The 22,324-nt window shown below is 63.1% G+C and carries 23 protein-coding genes; 10 read left to right on the top strand and 13 right to left on the bottom strand.

All coding sequences use genetic code 11. The features are described 5' to 3' along the window. Positions 1-46: 46 nt before the first annotated feature. From PVZ80_RS20980 to PVZ80_RS20960, 5 genes are all read right to left on the bottom strand, one after another. Positions 47-673: a helix-turn-helix transcriptional regulator gene (locus PVZ80_RS20980; RefSeq protein WP_009047099.1), complete on the bottom strand. Its 627-nt coding sequence runs from the start codon at positions 671-673 to the stop codon at positions 47-49. Positions 674-759: 86 nt separating this feature from the next. Next, complete coding sequence (locus tag PVZ80_RS20975) at positions 760-1,887, bottom strand: NAD(P)/FAD-dependent oxidoreductase (protein WP_273864492.1); 1,128 nt, start codon at positions 1,885-1,887, stop codon at positions 760-762. A gap of 138 nt (positions 1,888-2,025) precedes the next feature. Further along, complete coding sequence (locus PVZ80_RS20970; RefSeq protein WP_016702712.1) at positions 2,026-2,979, bottom strand: ornithine cyclodeaminase family protein; 954 nt, start codon at positions 2,977-2,979, stop codon at positions 2,026-2,028. Positions 2,980-3,195: 216 nt separating this feature from the next. Next, positions 3,196-4,671, bottom strand: coding sequence for an ATP-dependent RNA helicase RhlB (gene rhlB, locus PVZ80_RS20965; RefSeq protein ID WP_009047102.1), 1,476 nt, complete (start codon positions 4,669-4,671; stop codon positions 3,196-3,198). Between the two features lie 95 nt (positions 4,672-4,766). Then, positions 4,767-5,423 (bottom strand): alpha/beta hydrolase, encoded by a 657-nt coding sequence (locus tag PVZ80_RS20960; protein WP_009047103.1) that lies wholly within the window; start codon positions 5,421-5,423, stop codon positions 4,767-4,769. A gap of 467 nt (positions 5,424-5,890) precedes the next feature. Between PVZ80_RS20960 and PVZ80_RS20955 the strand changes: the two genes are divergently transcribed. The 4 genes from PVZ80_RS20955 to PVZ80_RS20940 all read left to right on the top strand — a co-directional run bounded on the left by PVZ80_RS20955 (position 5,891) and on the right by PVZ80_RS20940 (position 10,049). Continuing rightward, positions 5,891-6,919: an amino acid ABC transporter substrate-binding protein gene (locus tag PVZ80_RS20955; RefSeq protein WP_025806519.1), complete on the top strand. Its 1,029-nt coding sequence runs from the start codon at positions 5,891-5,893 to the stop codon at positions 6,917-6,919. A gap of 65 nt (positions 6,920-6,984) precedes the next feature. After that, the gene (locus PVZ80_RS20950) at positions 6,985-8,166 is read left to right on the top strand and encodes an amino acid ABC transporter permease (protein ID WP_041985830.1); all 1,182 of its coding nucleotides are present in this window, start codon (positions 6,985-6,987) and stop codon (positions 8,164-8,166) included. Positions 8,167-8,176: 10 nt separating this feature from the next. After that, positions 8,177-9,274 (top strand): amino acid ABC transporter permease, encoded by a 1,098-nt coding sequence (locus tag PVZ80_RS20945; protein WP_028681714.1) that lies wholly within the window; start codon positions 8,177-8,179, stop codon positions 9,272-9,274. A gap of 10 nt (positions 9,275-9,284) precedes the next feature. Then, the gene (locus PVZ80_RS20940; RefSeq protein ID WP_009047107.1) at positions 9,285-10,049 is read left to right on the top strand and encodes an amino acid ABC transporter ATP-binding protein; all 765 of its coding nucleotides are present in this window, start codon (positions 9,285-9,287) and stop codon (positions 10,047-10,049) included. Positions 10,050-10,108: 59 nt separating this feature from the next. On the opposite strand, the gene PVZ80_RS20935 is transcribed toward PVZ80_RS20940, so the two are convergent. Then, positions 10,109-10,585 carry a type II toxin-antitoxin system MqsA family antitoxin gene (locus tag PVZ80_RS20935; RefSeq protein WP_009047108.1) on the bottom strand — a complete coding sequence of 159 codons (477 nt, stop codon included), beginning with the start codon at positions 10,583-10,585 and terminating at the stop codon, positions 10,109-10,111. Beyond that, positions 10,582-10,893 carry a type II toxin-antitoxin system MqsR family toxin gene (locus PVZ80_RS20930; protein WP_009047109.1) on the bottom strand — a complete coding sequence of 104 codons (312 nt, stop codon included), beginning with the start codon at positions 10,891-10,893 and terminating at the stop codon, positions 10,582-10,584. The genes PVZ80_RS20935 and PVZ80_RS20930 overlap by 4 nt, the downstream gene beginning before the upstream one ends. Before the next feature lie 165 nt (positions 10,894-11,058). Here PVZ80_RS20930 and PVZ80_RS20925 point away from each other — a divergent pair, with 165 nt between their 5' ends. From PVZ80_RS20925 to PVZ80_RS20905, 5 genes are all read left to right on the top strand, one after another. Beyond that, a complete protein-coding gene (locus PVZ80_RS20925; protein WP_009047110.1) occupies positions 11,059-11,718 on the top strand; it encodes a FadR/GntR family transcriptional regulator in 660 nt (219 codons plus the stop codon). Beyond that, a complete protein-coding gene (locus PVZ80_RS20920; protein ID WP_028681716.1) occupies positions 11,708-13,027 on the top strand; it encodes a CynX/NimT family MFS transporter in 1,320 nt (439 codons plus the stop codon). The genes PVZ80_RS20925 and PVZ80_RS20920 overlap by 11 nt, the downstream gene beginning before the upstream one ends. A 99-nt stretch (positions 13,028-13,126) precedes the next feature. Further along, complete coding sequence (locus PVZ80_RS20915) at positions 13,127-13,597, top strand: nuclear transport factor 2 family protein (RefSeq protein WP_009047112.1); 471 nt, start codon at positions 13,127-13,129, stop codon at positions 13,595-13,597. Positions 13,598-13,648: 51 nt separating this feature from the next. Then, entirely contained in the window at positions 13,649-13,972 is a 324-nt protein-coding gene (locus PVZ80_RS20910; RefSeq protein ID WP_053268259.1) for a GIY-YIG nuclease family protein, read from the top strand. A gap of 84 nt (positions 13,973-14,056) precedes the next feature. Beyond that, entirely contained in the window at positions 14,057-14,992 is a 936-nt protein-coding gene (locus tag PVZ80_RS20905; protein ID WP_273864491.1) for a glutathione S-transferase family protein, read from the top strand. Between the two features lie 60 nt (positions 14,993-15,052). On the opposite strand, the gene PVZ80_RS20900 is transcribed toward PVZ80_RS20905, so the two are convergent. Both PVZ80_RS20900 and yejK read right to left on the bottom strand, forming a co-directional pair. Beyond that, positions 15,053-15,406, bottom strand: a complete 354-nt coding sequence (locus PVZ80_RS20900; protein WP_273864490.1) for a glutaredoxin family protein — start codon at positions 15,404-15,406, stop codon at positions 15,053-15,055. Beyond that, positions 15,406-16,410, bottom strand: coding sequence for a nucleoid-associated protein YejK (yejK, locus tag PVZ80_RS20895; protein ID WP_007932136.1), 1,005 nt, complete (start codon positions 16,408-16,410; stop codon positions 15,406-15,408). Before yejK ends, PVZ80_RS20900 begins: the two co-directional genes overlap by 1 nt. Before the next feature lie 395 nt (positions 16,411-16,805). Between yejK and PVZ80_RS20890 the strand changes: the two genes are divergently transcribed. Continuing rightward, on the top strand, positions 16,806-17,087 hold the full coding sequence (locus PVZ80_RS20890) for an HU family DNA-binding protein (RefSeq protein ID WP_007932138.1): 282 nt from the start codon (positions 16,806-16,808) through the stop codon (positions 17,085-17,087). 101 nt (positions 17,088-17,188) lie between these two features. Here the strand turns inward: PVZ80_RS20890 and rlmF are convergent, their stop codons facing one another. From rlmF to PVZ80_RS20870, 4 genes are all read right to left on the bottom strand, one after another. After that, complete coding sequence (gene rlmF, locus PVZ80_RS20885) at positions 17,189-18,214, bottom strand: 23S rRNA (adenine(1618)-N(6))-methyltransferase RlmF (RefSeq protein ID WP_273864489.1); 1,026 nt, start codon at positions 18,212-18,214, stop codon at positions 17,189-17,191. A gap of 204 nt (positions 18,215-18,418) precedes the next feature. Then, complete coding sequence (locus tag PVZ80_RS20880; protein WP_273864488.1) at positions 18,419-21,265, bottom strand: valine--tRNA ligase; 2,847 nt, start codon at positions 21,263-21,265, stop codon at positions 18,419-18,421. A gap of 133 nt (positions 21,266-21,398) precedes the next feature. Next, complete coding sequence (locus PVZ80_RS20875) at positions 21,399-21,869, bottom strand: hypothetical protein (protein ID WP_009047119.1); 471 nt, start codon at positions 21,867-21,869, stop codon at positions 21,399-21,401. A 7-nt stretch (positions 21,870-21,876) separates the two neighbouring features. Next, a complete protein-coding gene (locus tag PVZ80_RS20870) occupies positions 21,877-22,305 on the bottom strand; it encodes a DNA polymerase III subunit chi (RefSeq protein WP_009047120.1) in 429 nt (142 codons plus the stop codon). Positions 22,306-22,324: the final 19 nt, after the last annotated feature.

Genomic DNA, 22,324 nt, shown 5'->3' with positions numbered 1-22,324 from the left:
CGTTTTGTAGGAGCGAGGCTTGCCCGCGATGCTTTTCAGAGGGCGGTCAGCCCTTCAATTCCTTCAGGTGCTTGTACACCGTCGCCCGCCCCATGTTCAGCACGTTGGCCACATAGTTGGCGGCGCTTTTGCCCTTGAACGCGCCTTCGGCGTGCAACGCCAGTACCAGTTCGCGCTTGTGTTCGCGGGTCAGCAGGTTGAGGCCCAGCTGCCGTTCGCGCAGCCAGTTGTGCAGGAAGGTGTTGATGCGTTCCTGCCAGTCGTCGCGAAACAGCGAGTCCGGTTGCGGGATCAGTTTGCTCGGCGAGAGGAACAGGTCCAGCGCCGCCTTGGCATTCTCGAACAGCGAAATATTCAGGTTGATGCACAGCACCGCCAGCGGCTGGCCGTTGCTGTCGCGCAGCACGCTGCTGAGGCTGCGGATCTTCTGGCCGTCCCAGTTGAGCTTTTCATAGGGGCCGATATTCCGCTCGTTGCTGTCCTCGCCGAGCATGTCGTCCAGGGCCGCATCGTCGCCCACTTCGCGCTTGGAGATGTTGTTGGCGATGTAGTCGATCTTCTGCGTGCGCAGGTCGTGGAGCACCACCTCGGCATGGGGGAAGAACAGCGTGGCGATGGCGTCGGCGATCGTCCGGAAATTGTCCAGGGCAGGGTCCTGCGCGGGTGAGGTCATGGGCGGTTCTCCAGGCGGTGTCAGCGCCCCGCGAGGCGGGGCGCTGCGAGTGTGCCGCAATCGTTGGGGCGCGTCACCTGAACGGGTCAGCCAAGGCGGCCAGGGGAGAGCATGGCGGCGTCCAGGCCAAAGCGCGCCAGTTGCTCGGGCAAGGCTTCACCACGCACCAGGGCGGCGCTGGCCTGGCCCATGGCCGGCGAGGTCTGGATGCCATAGCCGCCCTGCGCGGCGACCCAGAACAGGCCCGGGACCTGGGTGTCGAAGCCGGCCAGCAGGTCGCCATCGCTGACGAAGCTGCGCAGGCCGGCCCAGGTGCGGGTCGGGCGGCGAATGGTCAGGGTGGTGGCTTCTTCGATCTGGTAGATGCCCATGGCGATGTCCAGCTCTTCCGGCTGTACGTCGTGGGGTTCCACCGGGTCGGCGTTGGCCGGCGAGCCGAGGAACATGCCGGCGTCGGGCTTCATGTAGAAGGATTCGTCCAGGCTCACCAGCATCGGCCAGTGATGGATATCGACACCTTCGGGCCCGGCGAAGATAAAGGCCGCGCGACGTTTCGGCTGCAGGCCCAGGGGCCGGGCGCCGGCCATGACGCCGACCTGGTCGGCCCAGGCACCGGCGGCGTTGATCAGGATGGGCGCGCTGAAGGTCTGGCCGGCGGTCTGGACCTGCCACTGGCCCTGTTGGTCGCGGCTCAGCCCCAGCACTTCACAGTCGGTGCGCACCTCGCCCTGGTTGCGTCGGATGCCGCGCAGGTAACCCTGGTGCAGGGCGTCGGTGTCGATGTCGCTGGCGCTCGGGTCGTAGAGCGCGCCGTGGACCTTCTCGCGGCGCAGGATCGGCAGGCGCGCGCAGGCTTCGTCGGCGCTCAGCAGCTGCATCTCCGGCACCGTGGCCTTGGCGCTCAGGTACTGGTTGTTCAGCTCGGTGGGGTCGCCGGTGAAGTCCACGGTCATTTCGCCGCGCGGGCTCAGCAGCGGGTGTTCGCAGAAACCTGGCGGCGGGGCATCGAAAAAATCCCGGCTGGCCAGGGTCAGCGCGCGCACCTGGGGCGTGCCGTAGGCCGCGGTATAGAGCGCCGCGGAGCGCCCGGTGGAGTGGTAGGCCGGGTGCGATTCGCGTTCCAGCACCAGCACCCGGCCATGGCGTGACAGCCAGTAGCCGGTGGATGCCCCGGCGATGCCGCCGCCAATGATGATGAAGTCTGCCTGGGTCATTCGAGCCTCCGTAAAAATGGATAACGCGCGTCTGTAGGAGCGAGGCTTGCCCGCGATCGATCTTGAGCCTGTCACGGTGGTTCGCTCGAGGCCGTCAATCGCGAGCAAGCTTCGCTCCTACAGATATGCCATTGGTATTTAGTGAGTGCGTTGCAAGCGGTACAGCGCACTGGCCAGGGCAATGTCTTCCAGGCCCAGGCCGATGGAGCGGAAGAACACGTGGCGCCCCGGCTCCGGTCGTTGGGCCAGGTCGCTGAGCAGTTCGGGCAGGTCGCCGAGAATCGCAGCCTTGTCCCAGCCATGCTGTTCGCCGGCGATCAGCATCTCGCCGGCCGAGCCGGGGGTGGTCTGACGATAGTCGCAATACACCTGCATGTCCTTCAGCGCGGCGGGCGGCACTTCATGGGCCCGCGGTGCGTTGGTGCTGATGGAGGTGATCAGCGCCGGCTTGTGCAAGGTTCGCGGGTCGATCACCGGGCTGGCGGAGGAGGTGCAGAGCATGATCACGTCGGCGTCCTGCAAGGCGTCATCGAGCTGGCTGACGATCTGCAGGCGTGGGTCGAGGGCCTTCAGGCGCGTGATGTCCTCGGCGGATTTGCCGGCCAGGCCAGGGGAGTACAGGCGGATGGATTGCCACTCGCGCAGGGCTTTCACGTAATGCAGGTGCGCCTGGGCCACGGGGCCGCTGCCGATGATCGCCAGGTGCCGGGCATCGGTTGTTGCCAGGGCATCGACGGCCACGGCGGTGGTGGCCGCGGTACGCGCGGTGGTCAGTTCGCCAGCGTCGCAGAGCAGCAGCGGCTGGCCGCTGTCCATCGACATCAGCAGGGTCCAGGCGGTGACCAGCGGACCTTCGGCGCGGACGATATAGGGCGAGGTCTTGACCCCGTAGACCCGCTCTTCGGCCAGCACGCCCAGGTAGTTGATGAAGTCCCCGGCGCCCTGGGGAAACTCCACCAGTTGCTGCGCCGGCTGCACGGCAAGCCCGGCGGCCAGGTCGTGGAACAGCTTGCGCAGGATCTGCGGGACGTCGACCTGCGCCAGCAACTGGCGGGCTTGAGGCTGGGTAATCACGCAAGGCGTGCTGGACATGCGGGTGCTCCCAAGAAATAAACTAATTTGTCCATTATGGACTTTTAGTTTTATCGGGCAATATCCAGGCGAAAAAAAACGCAGCCTGTGGTCGGGCTGCGTTTTTTTGCGGGCAGGCTTGTATCTGTAGGAGCGAGGCTTACCCGCGAGGCGTCATTGCTGACACTGCGCGTTATCGTTCATCGCGAGCAAGCTTCGCTCCTACAACGATGCTGCTCAGGCTTTTGGGCGTTTGCGCTCCACGGGGCGCAGCAGCTCGGTCGGCGGCATTTCGCAGCTGATCTTGCGGCCCAGCAGCGCCTCGATCGACGGCAGCTGATAGGAGTCGTCCTCGCCGGCGAAGCTGATGGACACGCCGTCGGCGCCAGCCCGGCCGGTACGGCCGATACGGTGCACGTAGTCGTCCGGCACTTCCGGCAGGGTGAAGTTGATCACGTGGCTGATGCCGTCGATGTGGATGCCGCGACCGGCGACATCGGTGGCCACCAGCACGCGGATCTTGCCTTCGCGGAAGCCTTCCAGGGTCTTGATGCGCTTGTGCTGCGGCACGTCGCCGGACAGCTGGGCGGCGTTCACGCCGTCGCGTACCAGGCGTTCTTCGATGCGCCGCACTTCATCCTTGCGGTTGGCGAAGACCATGACCCGTTCCCAGCCGTTGTCGTTGACCAGGTTGTACAGCAGCTTGTACTTGTCGGCGCCGGCCACCGCGTAGATGTGCTGTTCGACGTTGGCGTTGGCCACGTTCTCGGCTTCGATCTCGACGATCGCCGGGTCGGTGGTCCACTGCTTGGCCAGGTTCATCACATCGTCGGTGAAGGTGGCGGAGAACAGCAGGGTCTGGCGTTCGCTTTTCGGCGGGGTCTGGCGAATGATCTGGCGTACCTGGGGGATGAAGCCCATGTCGAGCATGCGGTCGGCTTCGTCCAGCACCATCACTTCGACCATGTCCAGGTGCACGTCGCCGCGCTGGTTGAAGTCCAGCAGGCGGCCCGGGGTGGCGACCAGGATGTCGCAATGGCGGGCTTCGAGGTGCTTGAGCTGTTTGTCGAAGTCCATGCCGCCGACAAAGGTCATCACATTGAGGCCGGTGTACTTGGTCAGGCTGGCCGCATCCTTGGCGATCTGCACCACCAGCTCGCGGGTCGGCGCGATGATCAGCGCCCTTGGCTCGCCCATGTAGCGTTCTTTCGGCGGCGGGGTCTGCAGCAGCTGGGTGATGATCGAGATCAGGAACGCGGCGGTCTTGCCGGTACCGGTCTGGGCGCGGCCGATGGCGTCTTTGCCGGCCAGGGTGAACCCCAGGACCTGCGCCTGGATCGGCGTGCAGTAGGGGAAACCCAGGTCGTGGATCGCGTGCATCAGTTCCGGCGCGAGTTTGAAGTCGTGGAAGCGGGTCTTGCCTTCCTGCGGTTCGACGACGAAGTCTTCCAGTTTCCAGGTGCTCACCGGTGGCTTCGGGGCGCGTGGGCGGCGCGGCTGCTCGGCCTTTGGCTTGTCGCTGCGCGCGGTCTGGGCCGTCGGGGCGGCTGCGGTCACCGGCTCTGGCTTGGCCACGGGGGCAGGCGCGGTCCGTTCCGGCTGATGGCCGTCGGTGCGGCTGCTGGGGCTGGAGGAAGATGGGCTGGAGCCTGGCGCGAGCTGCTCAGCCTCGCTTTTACCGAAGATTTTCTTGAGTGCTTTGAGCACGGTCATCTCATCAATTGGTTAAGGAATGTACGCCGGGCAGTGTAATGCAAGAATCGGGCGCGGCGTAGTGGATTGCTCAACGGGCTACCTAACTTATCGATTCAGCGCAAACGCTCGCCGAGCCAGGCGCCGATATCGCGAATTTCTTCGGGTAACACTTCGTGCCCCATTGGGTATTCCTGCCAGGTCACGGTGACACCATGGTGTTTCAGGTACTCGTAGGCGGTACGGCCCATGGCGTTCTGCACCACCTCGTCGTACTGGCCGTGCAGGCACAGGGTCGGAATCCGTTGCTGGCTGGCCGACAGTTCGAGTTCGTCGCTGAAGGTCGGGGCATAGGTGGAGAGGGCAAGCACGCCACCCAGCGGACCCTGCCATTTAAGGAAGGCGGTGTGCAGGACGACCGCGCCACCCTGGGAAAAACCGGCGAGGAAAATCCGCGAAGGGTCTATTCCGCTGGCGCGCTGTTCTTCGATCAGGTCGCTCAGGCGTTTTGCCGACTCCTCCAGCTGTTCGCGGTTGATCGCCCGCGCCGGGCTCATGGCCAGGATGTCGTACCAGCTGGGCATGGCATAACCGCCATTGATGGTCACGGCGCGGGTCGGTGCCTGGGGCAGGACGAAGCGGGTGGTCAGCAGGCTTTCCTGCAGCGCTTCGGCCACCGGCAGGAAGTCGTAGCGGTCGGCGCCCAGGCCATGAAGCCAGATCACACAGGCATCGACGGGCTTGCTGGGCTGAAGAATCAAGGGCTCGGTCATGGTTGCTCCAAATATGTGCGCACGCGCCCAAGCGGTGCGTGATCGAGGTGCGCGGTCGGTTGATCAGTGAAGAAGATGTCGCAAGGCTGCAAGTTTTGCTCTTGACCCCTGCCGGAACCGCTTTAGCCGGCACTCTGGTACGGGCTTTGCTATAGCCGTTGCGTGAAGTGATTGCGTTCACCCTGCCGGTAACACTATCAGGCTACTGGCGGGTGTGGGATAGCAAAGATCCGATGATGGACGTTCGCCAATGGCCGCTACGGGCTTCGCGAACATGCAAGGGCTACAGCCCGTTCGGTCGCTTGGTGAGTATGGGTTTTCTCTTAAATGGATTTTCTCCTACTAGACTCATAGCTAAAGTCCTACGCCGCTTGACCCCATAAAAAGCCAACAAGGGTCAACAGCGCCTCATAAGGGTGCGGCAGGACTCAAGCTCCGACACAACAAGAGCAAAACTGGAGGTTTGAATGAAGATGTTGAAATCCACCCTGGCTGTGGTCACGGCCGCCGCGGTACTGGGCATGAGCGGCTTCGCACAGGCGGGTGCGACCCTGGATGCCGTGCAGAAGAAAGGCTTCGTGCAGTGCGGTGTGAGCGACGGTCTGCCGGGCTTCTCGGTACCGGACGCCACCGGCAAGATCCTCGGCATCGACGCCGACGTCTGCCGCGCCGTAGCCGCCGCGGTATTCGGCGATGCGACCAAAGTGAAATTCAGCCAGTTGAATGCCAAGGAGCGTTTCACCGCGCTGCAATCGGGCGAGATCGACGTACTGTCGCGCAACACCACCTGGACCAGTTCCCGCGATTCGGGCATGGGCCTGGTGTTCGCCGGCGTGACCTACTACGACGGCATCGGTTTCCTGGTGAACAACAAGCTGGGCGTGAAGAGCGCCAAGGAACTGGACGGCGCGACCATCTGCATCCAGGCCGGTACCACCACCGAGCTGAATGTCTCCGACTACTTCCGTGGCAATGGCCTGAAATACACCCCGATCACCTTCGACACCTCCGATGAAAGCGCCAAGTCGCTGGAATCCGGCCGCTGCGACGTGCTGACCTCCGACAAGTCCCAGCTCTACGCACAGCGCAGCAAGCTGGCGACCCCGACCGACTACGTCGTGCTGCCGGAAACCATCTCCAAGGAGCCGCTGGGCCCGGTGGTGCGTAAAGGCGACGAAGAGTGGTTCAGCATCGTCAAGTGGACCCTGTTCGCCATGCTCAATGCCGAAGAGGCCGGCATCACCTCGAAGAATGTCGAGGCCGAAGCCAAGTCCACCAAGAACCCGGACGTCGCTCGTCTGCTGGGCGCCGACGGTGAATACGGCAAGGACCTGAAGCTGCGCAAGGACTGGGTAGTACAGATCGTCAAGCAAGTCGGCAACTACGGTGAAGTGTTCGAGAAGAACCTCGGCAAGAGCACTCCACTGGCCATCGACCGCGGCCTGAACGCGCTGTGGAACAACGGCGGCATTCAATACGCACCACCTGTGCGCTGATGGTTCTATCACCCGGTGGGCCAACCACCGGGTGATGTTCTGTTCCATTATTCCTGGGGCACTTCATGCAAAATTCAATCGGCGCACCAAAGCAGAGGCTCAGTCTCAGCGATCCACGAGTGCGTGCGTGGTTATTCCAGATCGTCACGATTGTCGCGGTGATCTCGCTGGGCTGGTTCCTGTTCAACAACACTCAAACCAACCTCGCGCACCGGGGGATCACTTCCGGTTTCGACTTCCTCGAGCGCAGCGCCGGCTTCGGCATCGCTCAGCACCTGATCTCCTACACCGAAGCGGACAGCTATGCCCGGGTGTTCGTGATCGGCCTGCTCAACACCCTGCTGGTCACCTTCATCGGCGTGATCCTGGCGACCATCCTCGGTTTCATCATCGGTGTGGCGCGCCTGTCGCAGAACTGGATCATCAGCAAACTGGCGACCGTGTATGTGGAAGTGTTCCGCAATATTCCGCCGCTGCTGCAAATCCTGTTCTGGTATTTCGCGGTGTTCCTGACCATGCCGGGGCCGCGCAACAGCCACAACTTCGGTGACACCTTCTTCGTCAGCAGTCGCGGCCTGAACATGCCGGCGGCCCTGGTGGCCGACGGCTTCTGGGCGTTCGTGATCAGCATCGTGGTGGCGATTGTCGCCATCGTGCTGATGTGCCGCTGGGCCAATAAGCGCTTCGAAGACACCGGCGTGCCGTTCCACAAGTTCTGGGTCGGCCTGGCGCTGTTCCTGGTGATCCCGGCGCTGTGCACGCTGATTTTCGGCGCCCCGCTGCATTGGGAAATGCCGGAGCTCAAGGGCTTCAACTTCGTCGGTGGCTGGGTGCTGATCCCGGAACTGCTGGCCCTGACCCTGGCCCTGACCGTCTACACCGCGGCGTTCATCGCCGAGATCGTGCGTTCGGGGATCAAGTCGGTGAGCCATGGCCAGACCGAGGCGGCCCGTTCCCTCGGCCTGCGCAACGGTCCGACCCTGCGCAAGGTGATCATCCCGCAGGCCCTGCGGGTGATCATTCCGCCGCTGACCAGCCAATACCTGAACCTGGCGAAGAACTCGTCCCTGGCGGCCGGTATCGGTTACCCGGAAATGGTTTCGCTGTTCGCCGGTACCGTGCTCAACCAGACCGGCCAGGCCATCGAAGTCATTGCCATCACCATGAGCGTGTACCTGGCGATCAGCATCAGCATTTCCCTGCTGATGAACTGGTACAACAAGCGCATTGCGCTGATCGAGCGGTGAGGAAACGCGCATGAGCACTCATACTTTCAAACCCGACATGCCACCTCCGAGCAGCAGCATCGGGATCGTGGCGTGGATGCGGGCACACATGTTCTCCAGCTGGATCAACACCCTGCTGACCCTGTTTGCCTTCTACCTGATCTACCTGGTGGTGCCGCCGATCCTCAGCTGGGCGATCTTCGACGCCAACTGGGTGGGCACCACCCGCGCCGACTGCACCAAGGAAGGCGCCTGCTGGGTGTTCATCCAGCAGCGCTTCGGCCAGTTCATGTACGGCTACTACCCGGTGGACCTGCGCTGGCGCGTGGACCTGACCGTGTGGCTGGCGGTGATCGGCGTGGCGCCCTTGTTCATCGCCCGGGTTCCGCACAAGGCCATCTATGGCCTGAGCTTCCTGGTGCTGTACCCGATCATTGCCTACAGCCTGCTGCACGGTGGCTATCTCGGCCTGAGCAACGTAGCGACCAGTCAATGGGGCGGCCTGATGCTGACCCTGGTGATCGCCACTGTCGGCATCGTCGGCGCCTTGCCGCTGGGCATTGTGCTGGCATTGGGACGACGCTCGAACATGCCGGCGATTCGTGTGGTCTGCGTGACCTTCATCGAGTTCTGGCGCGGCGTGCCGCTGATCACCGTGCTGTTCATGTCCTCGGTGATGCTGCCGTTGTTCCTGCCCGAAGGCATGAACTTCGACAAGCTGCTGCGGGCGCTGATCGGGGTGATCCTGTTCCAGTCGGCCTACATCGCCGAAGTGGTGCGCGGCGGCCTGCAGGCGATTCCCAAGGGGCAGTACGAAGCGGCCGCGGCCATGGGCCTGGGCTACTGGCGCAGCATGGGCCTGGTGATCCTGCCGCAAGCCCTGAAGCTGGTGATCCCCGGCATCGTCAATACCTTCATCGCCCTGTTCAAGGACACTAGCCTGGTGATCATCATCGGCCTGTTCGACCTGCTCAACAGCGTGAAACAAGCCGCCGCCGACCCGAAATGGCTGGGTATGGCCACCGAAGGCTATGTCTTCGCGGCCCTGGTGTTCTGGATTTTCTGTTTTGGTATGTCCCGCTACTCCATGCATCTGGAGCGTAAGTTGGACACAGGCCACAAGCGTTAGGAGTATCTCCATGAGTGAAGCGATCAAAAAGCCTGTGGGCCCTGAAGGCATTATTCAGATGCAGGGCGTGAACAAGTGGTACGGCCAGTTCCACGTGCTCAAGGACATCAACCTCAACGTCAAGCAGGGCGAGCGCATCGTCCTGTGCGGGCCTTCCGGCTCGGGCAAGTCCACCACCATCCGTTGCCTGAACCGCCTGGAAGAACACCAGCAGGGCCGCATCGTGGTCGATGGCGTGGAGCTGACCAACGACCTCAAGCAGATCGAAGCGATCCGCCGGGAAGTCGGCATGGTGTTCCAGCACTTCAACCTGTTCCCGCACCTGACCATCCTGCAGAACTGCACCCTGGCGCCGATGTGGGTACGCAAGATGCCCAAGCGCAAGGCCGAGGAAATCGCCATGCATTACCTGGAGCGCGTGCGCATTCCGGAGCAGGCGAACAAATACCCGGGCCAGCTCTCCGGCGGTCAGCAGCAGCGTGTGGCGATTGCCCGGGCGCTGTGCATGAAGCCGAAGATCATGCTGTTCGACGAACCGACGTCGGCCCTCGACCCGGAGATGGTGAAAGAGGTTCTGGACACCATGATCGGCCTGGCCGAAGACGGCATGACCATGCTCTGCGTGACCCACGAAATGGGCTTCGCCCGTACCGTGGCCAACCGGGTGATCTTCATGGACAAGGGTGAAATCGTCGAACAGGCCGCGCCTAACGACTTCTTCGACAACCCGCAGAACGAGCGGACCAAGCTGTTCCTGAGCCAGATCCTGCACTGATCCAGGCACAGCCTTGAAAATGAACCCGGCCTGGCGCCGGGTTTATTTTTGCCCGGCGTTCATGAGGTGGCGAGGCGCGGCTGCTGCGGCTGGTCGTCGGTCGTCGCTGGGGCCTGCTGCGCGCTGAGGGCATGCACCTCGGCCATCAGTTCGGGATGACGATCGAGCAGGCGCATCAGCATGAACAGCGGCTGGGGTGGGGCGACCTCGCCGCGCTCGTAGCGGGAGAAGGCGTTATGCCCACCGCCGGAGAGCAGCCTCACCGCATCCTTCTGCGAAAGGTGCAGCTTGCGGCGGATGCGCTTCATCTCGCTGGCCATGAACTGCCGGCCGTCCTCCAGCAACTGGTCGCCGGCGCTGGCGTAGCGTTCGGCGCTGGCCGGGTCGAATTCGATTTCGCCGCAGGCCTGGCATTCCCAGCCATCCAGGCCGTCGACCTGCCGCAGCAGGTGCTTGTAATCGATCAGCTCGCTGCGATTGTTGAACGGCTGCATGCCGGCCGGGGCACCGCAGCTGACGCATTGTCTTTGTTTCATGGGTGTTTCTCCTTGAAGGAGATCACTGGGGGACCGCCGCCGGGGCGGTAAGTGACTTTGATGTACAGCTCCACGGAATCGATGTGGGTGTAATACACGTCCTGCCAGATTCGATGATCGAGATAGCTGGTCATCGACTTGTAGAGCATTTTCCCCTGCAGCCCGGCAATCACCTGCTGCATGTCCCGGCAGGTCAGGCCGAGGTGCCGGCCGCTGACCAGGGCGGTGCGGGTAAAGGCGACTGCCCCTAGCCGGGCGACATCCGCCTTGATCACCGACAGGTCGTAATGAGGTGTGTGCTTTTCCATAAGACACCTGGAGTCGAGATGAAATTACCCTTAAAGGGTTTTTTTAGCAATCGGATTTCCTTTCCGCTTGCTACCTGTGTGCATCGGTTTTGTTGTTCACCCACGCGAAGCTGACTAATATGCCAAAAAAATTCATCCGATGATTGGATGAAAAGGCGACTGCATATGACAGAAATTTCTCCTTTGATTAAACGCTCCCTGGTCGATCAGGCCCTGGAACAACTGCGCCAGCGCATCAATGACGGTGCATGGAGCATCGGCCAGCGCCTGCCGACCGAGCCGGAGCTGGCGGCGGAACTGGGCATCAGTCGTAACACTGTGCGCGAGGCCATGCGGGTCCTGGCGTTTTCCGGCCTGGTGGAGATTCGCCAGGGCGACGGCAGTTACCTGCGCGCGGTGGTCGATCCGCTGGACACCCTCAAGGCCCTGTCCCAGTGCTCCCTGGAGCAGGCGCGCGAAACCCGGCAGATCATCGAGACGGAGGCCATCGGCCTGGCGGCCTTGCGACGTACCGACCAGGATCTGCTGGAATTGCGCGAAGCCCTGGCCCTCAGCGGCGATCACTATCACGGCGATCTGGAGAGCTACATCGCCTGCGACCTGGTGTTTCACGGGCGCCTGGTGGACGCCGCGCATAACCCCACCCTCAGCGAGCTGTACCGCTATTTCTCCAGCGTGGTCGGCGCGCAACTGCGCCAGACCCTGAACATCCATCCCCGGCGCCAGGCCGTGTTCGATCTGCACATCGACCTGCTGGACGCCGTCGAGCAGCGCGACCCGGAGCGGGCCAAGGCCATTTCCCGGCAGCTGATCAATGAACCTTGAGACCGAGAGCACCATGTCCAGCCACCAGGCCAATAACCCGCCACCTATTGCTGTCCCTCGACGCGAGGCCGAGCTCGAAGAGCTGCTGATCGACGCCGAGGCCGACGATGCCGAGGTCCAGCAGAGCCACCCGGCGCCGCGTCGCCCGTGGCTGTTGCTGCTGGGGCTGATCCTGGTGGCGCTGAACCTGCGCCCGGCGCTGTCGAGCATGGCGCCGCTGCTCAGCGAGGTGTCGCGTAGCCTCGGGCTGTCGGCGGCCCAGGCCGGCCTGCTGACTACCTTGCCGGTGCTGTGCCTGGGCCTGTTCGCCCCGCTGGCCCCGGTGCTGGCGCGGCGCTTTGGTGCCGAGCGGGTGGTGCTCGGCATTCTGCTGACGCTGGCGTGCGGGATTATCCTGCGCAGCTCCCTGGGAGACGTCGGGCTGTTCGCCGGCAGCATCCTCGGTGGCGCCAGCATCGGTGTGATCGGGGTGTTGCTGCCGGGGATTGTCAAGCGCGACTTCGCCAAACACGCCGGCACCATGACCGGGGTCTACACCATGGCCCTGTGCCTGGGCGCGGCGATGGCCGCGGGGGCGACCGTGCCCTTGAGCCAGCACTTCGATAACAGCTGGGCGCTGGGCCTCGGTTTCTGGGCGTTGCCGGCGCTGGCGGCGGCGCTGTTCTGGCTGCCCCAGGTCGGCAAGCGGCAAGGCGCGCACCATGTGGCCTATCGAGTGCGCGGTTTGCTGCGCGATCCGCTGGCCTGGCAAGTGACGCTGTACATGGGCCTGCAATCCTCGCTGGCCTACATCGTGTTTGGCTGGCTGCCGTCGATCCTGATCGGCCGTGGCCTGAGCCCGACCCAGGCGGGGCTGGTGCTGTCCGGCTCGGTGATCGTCCAGCTCGCCAGTTCGCTGGCCGCGCCCTGGCTGGCGACGCGGGGCAAGGACCAGCGCCTGGCGATCGTGGTGGTGATGCTGCTCACCCTCGGCGGCCTGTTCGGCTGCCTGTATGCCCCTATCGACGGCCTGTGGGGCTGGGCGATCCTGCTGGGCGTGGGGCAGGGCGGGACCTTCAGCCTGGCGCTGACCCTGATCGTCCTGCGTTCGAAGGACGCCCATGTGGCGGCCAACCTGTCGAGCATGGCCCAGGGCATCGGCTACACCCTGGCCTCCATGGGCCCGTTCGCGGTCGGCCTGGTGCATGACTGGACCGGTGGCTGGACCGCCCTGGGCTGGATTTTCGCGGTGATCGGCCTGGGGGCCATAGTGGCTGGCCTGGGCGCCGGGCGTGCGCTCTACGTGCAGGTCGAAAGCGAAAAAATCTGATCCGTCCCACTGTCGGTATTTGCGCGGCGAATGCCGATAGTGTTTCCCGGGTTTGCAGACTATCGTGCAGGCATCTTTCCCTGAGTCGGAGCCTGTTTCATGAGTGACGCCCACCGCGCCTTGATCACTGAGTTCTATAGCGCCTTCCAGCGCCTGGATGCCGAGGCCATGGCCGCCTGCTACACCGAGGATGTGCTGTTCAGTGATCCGGCGTTCGGCGAACTGCGCGGCCGCGATGCCGGGGACATGTGGCGCATGCTCACCACCCGGGCCAAGGACTTCTCCCTGACCTTCGACAAGGTGCGCGCCGACGAGCGCAGCGGCGAAGCCCACTGGGTGGCGACCTACCTGTTCAGCCAGACCGGCAATACCGTGGTCAACGATATCCAGGCGCGTTTCGTGTTCCGTGACGGCAAGATCTGCGAGCACCACGATCATTTCAATATGTGGCGCTGGGCCCGCCAGGCCCTGGGCACCAAGGGCCTGATCCTCGGCTGGACCCCGCTGCTGAAAAACGCCGTGCGCGCCCAGGCCCGCAAAGGCCTGAAAGCCTTCCAGGCCGGCCGCTGAATCGTTGCCTCTGGTAAGATCGCGGCTTGTTATCCACATGCCGCGATCACCGTGACCCGCCCCAGCCAATCCCCCGCCAACGACGCAGAATCTGTACCCGTGGTGAGCAAACCCTGGTTTGTCTACCTGGTGCGTGCCGCCAACGGCGCCTTGTACTGCGGCATCAGCGACGACCCGGTCAAGCGTTTCGCCAAGCACCAGAGCGGCAAGGGCGCACGCTTCTTCCTCTCCAGCCCCGCCGTCGCGCTGGTCTACACCGAAGCCTGCCGCGACAAGAGCGAAGCCCTGCGCCAGGAACGGCTGATCAAGAAACTCCGGAAAAGCGCCAAGGAATGCCTGGTGGCCTCGGCCGTCGTGGCTTATCAAGCGGACTGATACGTTGCCATCAGGCAGATCGGTGGGCTGTCAGGAGATTGCACGCTAAGCTGGCTCTTCCTACTTATCCAGTGGAACCCCAGCATGTCAGAGTTGATTCTGCATCATTACCCGACCTCGCCTTTCGCGGAAAAAGCCCGGCTGTTGCTCGGCTTCAAGGGCTTGTCCTGGCGCTCGGTGAAGATCTCACCGGTGATGCCCAAACCCGATCTCACCGCGCTCACCGGTGGTTACCGCAAGACCCCGGTGCTGCAGGTCGGCGCCGACATTTATTGCGACACGGCGCTGATCGCCCGGCGGCTGGAGCAGGAAAAGGCCTCGCCGGCACTGTTTCCTGAAGGCCGGGAAATGGTCAGCGCGACCTTCGCGGCCTGGGCCGATTCGGTGGTGTTCCAGCATACGGTGAGCCTGGTGTTCCAGCCGGAGTCGGCGGCCGTGCGTTTCGGTCATTTGCCGCCGGAAGCGGTCAAGGCCTTCATGGCCGACCGCGCCGGGCTGTTCAGCGGCGGTAGTTCTGCCCGAGTGCCGCTGGAGTTGGCCAAGCATCAATGGCCGACGCTGATGGCGCGCCTGGAGCAGCAGTTGCAGCGCGAGGAGGGCGACTTCCTGTTCGGCGATCCATCGATTGCCGACTTCGCCATGGCCCATCCCCTGTGGTTCCTCAAGGGCACGCCGGTGACCGCACCGCTGGTGGACGCCTATCCGGCGGTGGCGGCATGGCTGGCCCGGGTACTGGGTTTCGGCCATGGCGCTTCGAGTGCCATGACCTCCGAGGAGGCGCTCGAAACGGCGCGCAGGGCTACCCCGGCAGCCTTGCCGGATGAAGTCTTCATCGATCCGAACGGTTTCCAGGCTGGCCAGCGGGTGCGGATTGCGGCGACCGACTATGGCGTCGATCCGGTGGAGGGGGAGTTGCTGTTTGCCGGGCGCGAGGAGTTGATCCTGCGTCGCGAAGACCCGCGCGGCGGGGTGGTGCATGTGCACTTCCCGCGTTTCGGGTTCCGCATCGAGGCGCTGTAAGGCTGAGAATTTATCGCGGGCCAGCTCGCTGTAGAAGTGAGCTGGCCCGTGATGAAGGTTTTAGCGCTGCAACGCCGCCATGATCTGGTCCGGGTCGTAGGTGCGGATCAGCGTGCCGTTCACATCGAGGATCGGAATTCCTCGTGCACCCAGGGCTTCATAGGCCTTGCGCGCCTCGGCATCCTTCTCGATATCGAACTCGCGAAAGGCAATGCCCTTCTGATCGAGAAAGCGCCGGGTGGCCTTGCAGTAGCCGCACCAGTCGGTGGCGTAGAGCACCACCCGGGCATTGGCCCGGACCTGCTCCGAGGCGGCCTGCGAGGGGTTGAACAGGCGCTCGATCTTGCCCCAGTTCTGGTACGCCACGACCACCAGCAGGATCAGCAGGAATTTCTTCAGCACGCCCTGCAGCATCAGTTGCGGCGCTTGAGCTGATCGGTCAGTTGGGTCGGCAGGCCCTTGATGATCAGGGTCCCGGCTTCCTCGTCATACTCGATCTTCGAGCCCAGCAGGTGCGCCTCGAAGCTGATGGACAAGCCTTCGGCGCGGCCGGTGAAGCGGCGGAACTGGTTGAGGGTGCGCTTGTCCGCCGGGATCTCCGGCGACAGGCCGTAGTCCTTGTTGCGGATGTGATCGTAGAACGCCTTGGGGCGGTCCTCGTCGATCAGCTCCGAGAGCTCTTCCAGGCCCACGGGTTCGCCGAGCTTGGCCTGGCTGCTGGCGTAGTCCACCAGGGCCTTGGTCTTTTCCCGGGCGGATTCTTCCGGCAGGTCTTCGCTTTCGACGAAGTCGCTGAACGCCTTGAGCAGGGTGCGGGTCTCGCCCGGGCCGTCGACGCCTTCCTGGCAGCCGATGAAGTCGCGGAAGTACTCCGAGACTTTCTTGCCGTTCTTGCCCTTGATGAACGAGATGTACTGTTTCGACTGCTTGTTGTTCTGCCACTCGGAGACGTTGATCCGCGCGGCCAGGTGCAACTGGCCCAGGTCCAGGTGGCGAGACGGGGTCACGTCCAGCTCGTCGGTCACCGCCACGCCTTCGCTGTGGTGCAGCAGGGCGATGGCCAGGTAGTCGGTCATGCCTTGCTGGTAGTGGGCGAACAGCACGTGGCCGCCGACCGACAGGTTGGATTCTTCCATCAGCTTTTGCAGGTGCTCGACCGCGACGCGGCTGAAGGCGGTGAAGTCCTGGCCGCCATCGAGGTATTCCTTCAGCCAGCCGCTGAAGGGAAACGCGCCGGACTCCGGGTGGAACAGGCCCCAGGCTTTGCCCTGTTTGGCGTTATAGCTTTCGTTGAGATCGGCGAGCATGTTCTCGATGGCCGCGGATTCAGCCAGTTCGGAATCGCGGGCGTGCAGAACTGCGGGTGTGCCGTCGGGTTTTTTGTCGATCAGGTGGACGATGCAATGGCGGATCGGCATGGGCTTCTCGGCTGGTTGGCGGGAGAGGGCGTAGCTCCCCGAAAAAGTGCCCAGTGTACCGCACCCGCTGGTTTTGGCGCTGTTTGAAGGGTGTGGAAGGCGGCTTGGGTCAAGCTTATGCATTTTTTTACGGATTTAGAGCAATAAAGCTGACCAAATGGCTAGGTAGAGGCGGATATTTCCCCGTCTCTGTGCTAGTTTTGCCCCGTCTTACGCGATGTCTCGGCGTTAAGCGTGCATTCAGCATTTGTCAGGTCGAACCAAACCCTGATTTCGGTATCTATAACCCCGATCTTTCGTGGTTGTGACCGGGGTGCCAGATCCACAAGATCTGGCTCGATGGCTGACACTGCACTCTGCAATCCAAATGAATTTGATAGGGAAGGAACACCACAATGGCTATTACTAAAGACCAACTGATCGCTGATATCGCTGAAGCTATCGACGCGCCGAAAACCACCGCGCGTAACGCTCTGGACCAACTGGCCCAGATCGTTGCTGATCAATTGGAAAATGGCGGCGAAATCACTCTGCCAGGTATCGGCAAACTGAAAGTGACCGAGCGTCCTGCCCGTACTGGCCGTAACCCATCGACTGGCGCTGCCATCGAAATCGCTGCCAAGAAAGTTATCAAGCTGGTTGTGGCTAAAGGCCTGACCGACTCGATCAACAAGTAAGACTGCAGTAAGACCGTGCCTCGGAACACTTCCGGGCACGGTTTTCAGGCTTTAAGGCCGCAACGATTTACGCAAGGTAAATCGCCGTTTTCCCCCTCGTACTATCCCTTCCGAACCCAACGCTCCTGGCGCCAGGCCTGTTGCTGTGCCTTGTCCTTGAAGGTCCAGGCGACGAAGCGGCTCTGTTTCTGCCCCTGTGACATCTCCACCACCTGGCTCTCCAGCGCCCCGGCCTTTTTCAGCGCGGCCTGAATCGCCGGCAGGTTCGAGGCTTTCGACACCAGGGTGCTGAACCACAACACCTGTTGCGCCGCCTGGGCGCTTTCGCCGATCAACTGGGTCACGAAGCGCGCTTCGCCACCCTCGCACCACAACTCCGCGGCCTGACCGCCAAAGTTCAGCACCGGCAGCTTGCGCTTGGGATCGGCCTTGCCCAGGGCTCGCCATTTGCGCTGGCTGCCGCGCGTGGCTTCTTCCAGGGAGGCATGGAACGGCGGATTGCACAGGGTCAGGTCGAAGCGCTCGTCGCTCTCCAGCAGCCCCAGCAGGATCTGCTTGCGGTTGGCTTGCTGGCGCAGGCCGATGGCCTTGTTCAGGCCGTTGGCCTGGACGATTGCCTTGGCGGCGGCGAGGGCGGTGGTGTCGATGTCGGAACCGAGGAACTGCCAGCGGTAATCGGAGTGGCCGATCAGCGGGTAGATGCAGTTGGCGCCGACCCCGATGTCCAGCACCCGCACCGCCGCGCCGCGGGGAATTACGCCTTCGTTATGCGCGGCCAGCAGGTCGGCGAGGAAGTGCACGTAATCGGCGCGACCGGGTACCGGAGGGCAGAGGAAGTCGGCCGGGATGTCCCAATGGGCGATGCCGTAGAACGCCTTGAGCAATGCCCGGTTGAACACCCGCACCGCCGCCGGGTTGGCGAAGTCGATGCTCTCCTTGCCGTAGGGATTGATGATCACGAAAGCCCCCAGCTCCGGGGTGCTCTTGATCAACTGCGCAAAGTCATAGCGGCCTTGATGGCGATTACGCGGGTGCAGGCTGGCCTTTTCTCGCGGCGCGACGGCCTTGGCCGGGGCAGGAGGTTGAGGCTTTTTGCGCGGAACTTTGGGAGGGCGGGGGGCGGTCATGGGCGAAATCGGTTCGGGTATGGCTCAAAGTGGCGCGCATTGTCCCATATCTGCCCCAGCAGCGGCGCCGCCAGGATAACGCGGTGTGCCAGGAATAACGCTTCGCGGGTAAGCCTCGCGCCTACAGAGGCATGAGCCTTTCGGTCGGGTATAAAAAAGGGAGCCCTTTGCAGGGCTCCCTTTTTATGACCGCTCGAATCGCCGTTACAGGCTGGAGATCCGTGCGTGCTGCTCGGCCAGCTTGCCCAGAGCCTGTTCGGCTTCGGCCAGTTTGGCGCGTTCCTTGTCGATCACTTCGGCCGGGGCCTTGTCGACGAAGGCGGCGTTGGACAGCTTGCCGCCGACCCGCTGCACTTCGCCTTGCAGGCGCTGGATTTCCTTGTCCAGGCGCGCCAGTTCGGCACCCTTGTCGATCAGGCCGGCCATCGGCACCAGCACTTCCATCTCGCCGACCAGGGCGGTGGCGGACAGCGGTGCTTCGTCGCCGGCTTGCAGCACGGTGATCGATTCGAGTTTGGCCAGCTTCCTCATCAGGGTCTCGTTTTCGCTCAGGCGGCGCTGGTCTTCGGCGCTGGCGTTCTTCAGGAACAACGCCAGTGGCTTGCCTGGGCCGATGTTCATTTCGGCACGGATGTTACGGGTGCCGAGCATCAGGCCCTTGAGCCATTCGATGTCGTCTTCGGCGGCCTGGTCGATGCGCGCTTCAACGGCCACCGGCCAGGGTTGCAGCATGATGGTCTTGCCCTGGATGCCGGCCAGCGGCGCCAGGCGCTGCCAGATTTCTTCGGTGATGAACGGCATGAACGGATGGGCCAGGCGCAGCGCCACTTCCAGTACGCGCACCAGGGTGCGACGGGTGCCGCGCTGGCGCTCGACCGGCGCGTTTTCGTCCCACAGCACCGGCTTGGACAATTCCAGGTACCAGTCGCAGTACTGGTTCCAGATGAACTCGTACAGCGCCTGGGCCGCCAGGTCGAAGCGGAACTGGTCCAGCTGGCGGGTCACTTCGGCTTCGGTGCGTTGCAGCTGGGAGATGATCCAGCGGTCGGCCAGCGACAGCTCGTAGGCTTCGCCGTTCTGACCGCAGTCCTCGCCCTTGTCCAGCACGTAGCGCGCGGCGTTCCAGATCTTGTTGCAGAAGTTGCGATAGCCTTCGACGCGGCCCATGTCGAACTTGATGTCGCGGCCGGTGGACGCCAGCGAGCAGAAGGTGAAGCGCAGGGCGTCGGTGCCGTAGCTGGCGATGCCGTCGGCGAACTCCTGGCGGGTCTGCTTCTCGATCTTCTTCGCCAGTTGCGGCTGCATCATGCCGGTGGTGCGTTTCTGCACCAGGGCTTCGAGCTCGATACCGTCGATGATGTCCAGCGGGTCAAGGACGTTGCCCTTGGACTTGGACATCTTCTGGCCCTGGCCGTCGCGAACCAGGCCGTGTACGTACACGGTCTTGAACGGAACCTGCGGGGTGCCGTCTTCGTTCTTCACCAGGTGCATGGTGAGCATGATCATCCGGGCGACCCAGAAGAAAATGATGTCGAAACCGGTCACCAGCACGTCGGTCGGGTGGAAGGTCTTGAGGAACTCGGTCTGCTCCGGCCAGCCCAGGGTGGAGAAGGTCCACAGGCCCGAACTGAACCAGGTGTCGAGGACGTCGTTGTCCTGTTGCAGTGCAACCTCAGGCCCGAGGTTGTGCTTGGCGCGCACTTCGGCTTCGTCGCGGCCGACATAGACCTTGCCCGACTCGTCGTACCAGGCCGGGATGCGGTGGCCCCACCACAGCTGGCGGCTGATGCACCAGTCCTGGATATCGCGCATCCAGGAGAAGTACATGTTTTCGTACTGTTTCGGCACGAAGGCGATGCGGCCGTCTTCCACGGCGGCAATGGCCGGCTCGGCCAGCGGCTTGGTGGAGACGTACCACTGGTCGGTCAGCCACGGCTCGATGATGGTGCCGGAGCGGTCGCCTTTCGGCACTTTCAGGGCGTGGTCGTCGACGCTGACCAGCAGGCCGGCGGCATCGAACGCGGCGACGATTTCCTTGCGCGCCTGGAAACGGTTGAGACCGGCGAATTCGGCCGGGATCTTGCCGTCGATGCTTTCGTTCAGCGTGCCGTCCAGGTTGAACACCTGGGCAGCCGGCAGCACTTCGGCGTTCTTGTCGAAGATGTTCAGCAGCGGAAGGTTGTGGCGCTTGCCGACTTCGTAGTCGTTGAAGTCGTGGGCCGGGGTGATCTTCACGCAGCCGGTGCCGAATTCAGGGTCGCAGTAGTCGTCGCCGATGATCGGGATGCGACGACCCACCAGCGGCAGTTCGACGAACTTGCCGATCAGCGCCTTGTAGCGTTCGTCGTTCGGGTTAACGGCCACGGCGGAGTCGCCGAGCATGGTTTCCGGACGGGTGGTGGCGACGATCAGGTAGTCCAGGCCTTCGGCGGTCTTGGCGCCGTCGGCCAGCGGGTAGCGCAGGTTCCACAGCGAACCTTTCTCGTCATGGTTTTCCACTTCGAGGTCGGAGATCGCGGTGTGCAGCTTGGTGTCCCAGTTGACCAGACGCTTGCCGCGGTAGATCAGGCCGTCTTCGTGCAGGCGCACGAAGGCTTCTTTAACGGCTTCGGAAAGACCGTCGTCCATGGTGAAGCGCTCGCGGCTCCAGTCCACGGACGAGCCCAGGCGGCGGATCTGGCGGCTGATGTTGCCGCCGGACTGATCCTTCCACTCCCAGACTTTCTCGAGGAATTTTTCCCGGCCCAGATCGTGACGATTCTGGCCCTGGGCTTCGATCTGACGCTCCACCAGCATCTGGGTGGCGATACCGGCGTGGTCGGTACCCGGCTGCCACAGGGTGTTGCGGCCCTGCATGCGGCGGAAGCGGATCAAGGCATCCATGATCGCGTTGTTGAAGCCATGGCCCATGTGCAGGCTGCCAGTGACGTTCGGTGGCGGAATCATGATGGTGTACGAGTCGCCCGCGCCTTGCGGGGCGAAGTAATTCTCTGACTCCCAGGTCTGGTACCAGGAAGTTTCAATGGCGTGCGGCTGGTAGGTCTTATCCATGCGCGGCGGGACCCTATTGGCATTTATTCAGGAAAAGCCGGGAAGTATAGCGGAGGGGGGTAGCTGCAAGCCACAAGCGGCAAGTTCCAAGTGACAAGATCGCCATACCCGGCTTTTGCTTGCAGCTTGCGACTTATGGCTTGCCGCTTGTCGCTGCGGCGAGCAAGCGATCCATGCGCGCGTCGAGGCGGCGCTTGATTTCGGTTTCGATGTGCGGGGCGAAGTCGTCGATCACGTCTTGCATGATCAGTTGCGCGGCGGCGCGCAGTTCGCTGTCCAGGTGCAGCAGGGCATCCTGGCTCTTGGGCGCTGGAGCGGGTTTTGGTGTCGGTGCTGGTGCAGGGGCTGGAGCGGCCGCTACAGGAGCAGGTGGCGGTTCGACCACCGGAGCGGGGGCTGGTTGTGGTTCTGTCGGCGCCTCGTCGAGGGGTTCGACGGCAGGCTTGCCGCCGACCATATCGAACAGCAGTGGAATCTGCACTTCGCCGTCGACGGTCTCGGTCAGCAGCGGAGGTTGCAGGTCGTCATCGCCGAGCAGTTGGCGGATGGACTCGAGGTCATCCAGCAGGTGCGCGGACTTTTGCAGCGGTTTGGGAGTGTCCATCGATGGCTCAGAGTCGCTGTAAACGGTGATCTTGCAGAGGATAGCCCTGTTCGCGGTAGAAACGGAAACTCTCGCGAGCGGCCTGGCGGATAGTCGGGTCTTCCACCACCACTTCGGCGATGCGGGCAAACCGCTGGGCAAATGCCGGGACTTTCAGGTCCAGGTTGACCAGCAGGTCATGGTGCTCGCCGGGGTCGTCGCCCAGGCCGAGAACGATCAGGCCATCCGGTTCGCTTTCGACGGGGCCGTGGGGCACGAAGGTTTCGCCCTTGAAGCGCCACAACCGGGCATCGAGCTCATCGCGCTGGGCCGCGTCGCTGCAATGCAGGTAGATGCGGTGCCCCATGCGCCAGGCCTTGTCGGTGAGCTTGCAGGCGAAGTCCAGGCGTGCCGAAGGATCCGCGCTGGGAAGGATATAGAAGTCGACTTTGGTCATTGCGGTTCCTGAACCCGGG

It is taken from the genome of Pseudomonas sp. B3G-3 (genome assembly GCF_028640915.1).
Classification (GTDB): Bacteria; Pseudomonadota; Gammaproteobacteria; order Pseudomonadales; family Pseudomonadaceae; genus Aquipseudomonas; species Aquipseudomonas chlororaphis_I.
The sequence above is the reverse complement of the archived record's forward strand: the minus strand, read 5'-3'. Positions and strand labels throughout refer to the sequence as shown.

Coding starts and splice junctions, on each gene's coding strand:
- PVZ80_RS20945 (WP_028681714.1), top strand. CDS start 8,177: ATGAGCACTCATACTTTCAAACCCGACATGCCACCTCCGAGCAGCAGC.
- PVZ80_RS20925 (WP_009047110.1), top strand. CDS start 11,059: ATGACAGAAATTTCTCCTTTGATTAAACGCTCCCTGGTCGATCAGGCC.
- PVZ80_RS20900 (WP_273864490.1), bottom strand. CDS start 15,406: ATGCTGCAGGGCGTGCTGAAGAAATTCCTGCTGATCCTGCTGGTGGTC.
- PVZ80_RS20875 (WP_009047119.1), bottom strand. CDS start 21,869: ATGGACACTCCCAAACCGCTGCAAAAGTCCGCGCACCTGCTGGATGAC.
- PVZ80_RS20955 (WP_025806519.1), top strand. CDS start 5,891: ATGAAGATGTTGAAATCCACCCTGGCTGTGGTCACGGCCGCCGCGGTA.
- PVZ80_RS20950 (WP_041985830.1), top strand. CDS start 6,985: ATGCAAAATTCAATCGGCGCACCAAAGCAGAGGCTCAGTCTCAGCGAT.
- PVZ80_RS20975 (WP_273864492.1), bottom strand. CDS start 1,887: ATGACCCAGGCAGACTTCATCATCATTGGCGGCGGCATCGCCGGGGCA.
- PVZ80_RS20880 (WP_273864488.1), bottom strand. CDS start 21,265: ATGGATAAGACCTACCAGCCGCACGCCATTGAAACTTCCTGGTACCAG.
- PVZ80_RS20890 (WP_007932138.1), top strand. CDS start 16,806: ATGGCTATTACTAAAGACCAACTGATCGCTGATATCGCTGAAGCTATC.
- PVZ80_RS20960 (WP_009047103.1), bottom strand. CDS start 5,423: ATGACCGAGCCCTTGATTCTTCAGCCCAGCAAGCCCGTCGATGCCTGT.
- PVZ80_RS20920 (WP_028681716.1), top strand. CDS start 11,708: ATGAACCTTGAGACCGAGAGCACCATGTCCAGCCACCAGGCCAATAAC.
- rhlB (WP_009047102.1), bottom strand. CDS start 4,671: ATGACCGTGCTCAAAGCACTCAAGAAAATCTTCGGTAAAAGCGAGGCT.
- PVZ80_RS20980 (WP_009047099.1), bottom strand. CDS start 673: ATGACCTCACCCGCGCAGGACCCTGCCCTGGACAATTTCCGGACGATC.
- rlmF (WP_273864489.1), bottom strand. CDS start 18,214: ATGACCGCCCCCCGCCCTCCCAAAGTTCCGCGCAAAAAGCCTCAACCT.
- PVZ80_RS20940 (WP_009047107.1), top strand. CDS start 9,285: ATGAGTGAAGCGATCAAAAAGCCTGTGGGCCCTGAAGGCATTATTCAG.
- yejK (WP_007932136.1), bottom strand. CDS start 16,410: ATGCCGATCCGCCATTGCATCGTCCACCTGATCGACAAAAAACCCGAC.
- PVZ80_RS20970 (WP_016702712.1), bottom strand. CDS start 2,979: ATGTCCAGCACGCCTTGCGTGATTACCCAGCCTCAAGCCCGCCAGTTG.
- PVZ80_RS20935 (WP_009047108.1), bottom strand. CDS start 10,585: ATGAAACAAAGACAATGCGTCAGCTGCGGTGCCCCGGCCGGCATGCAG.
- PVZ80_RS20905 (WP_273864491.1), top strand. CDS start 14,057: ATGTCAGAGTTGATTCTGCATCATTACCCGACCTCGCCTTTCGCGGAA.
- PVZ80_RS20930 (WP_009047109.1), bottom strand. CDS start 10,893: ATGGAAAAGCACACACCTCATTACGACCTGTCGGTGATCAAGGCGGAT.
- PVZ80_RS20915 (WP_009047112.1), top strand. CDS start 13,127: ATGAGTGACGCCCACCGCGCCTTGATCACTGAGTTCTATAGCGCCTTC.
- PVZ80_RS20870 (WP_009047120.1), bottom strand. CDS start 22,305: ATGACCAAAGTCGACTTCTATATCCTTCCCAGCGCGGATCCTTCGGCA.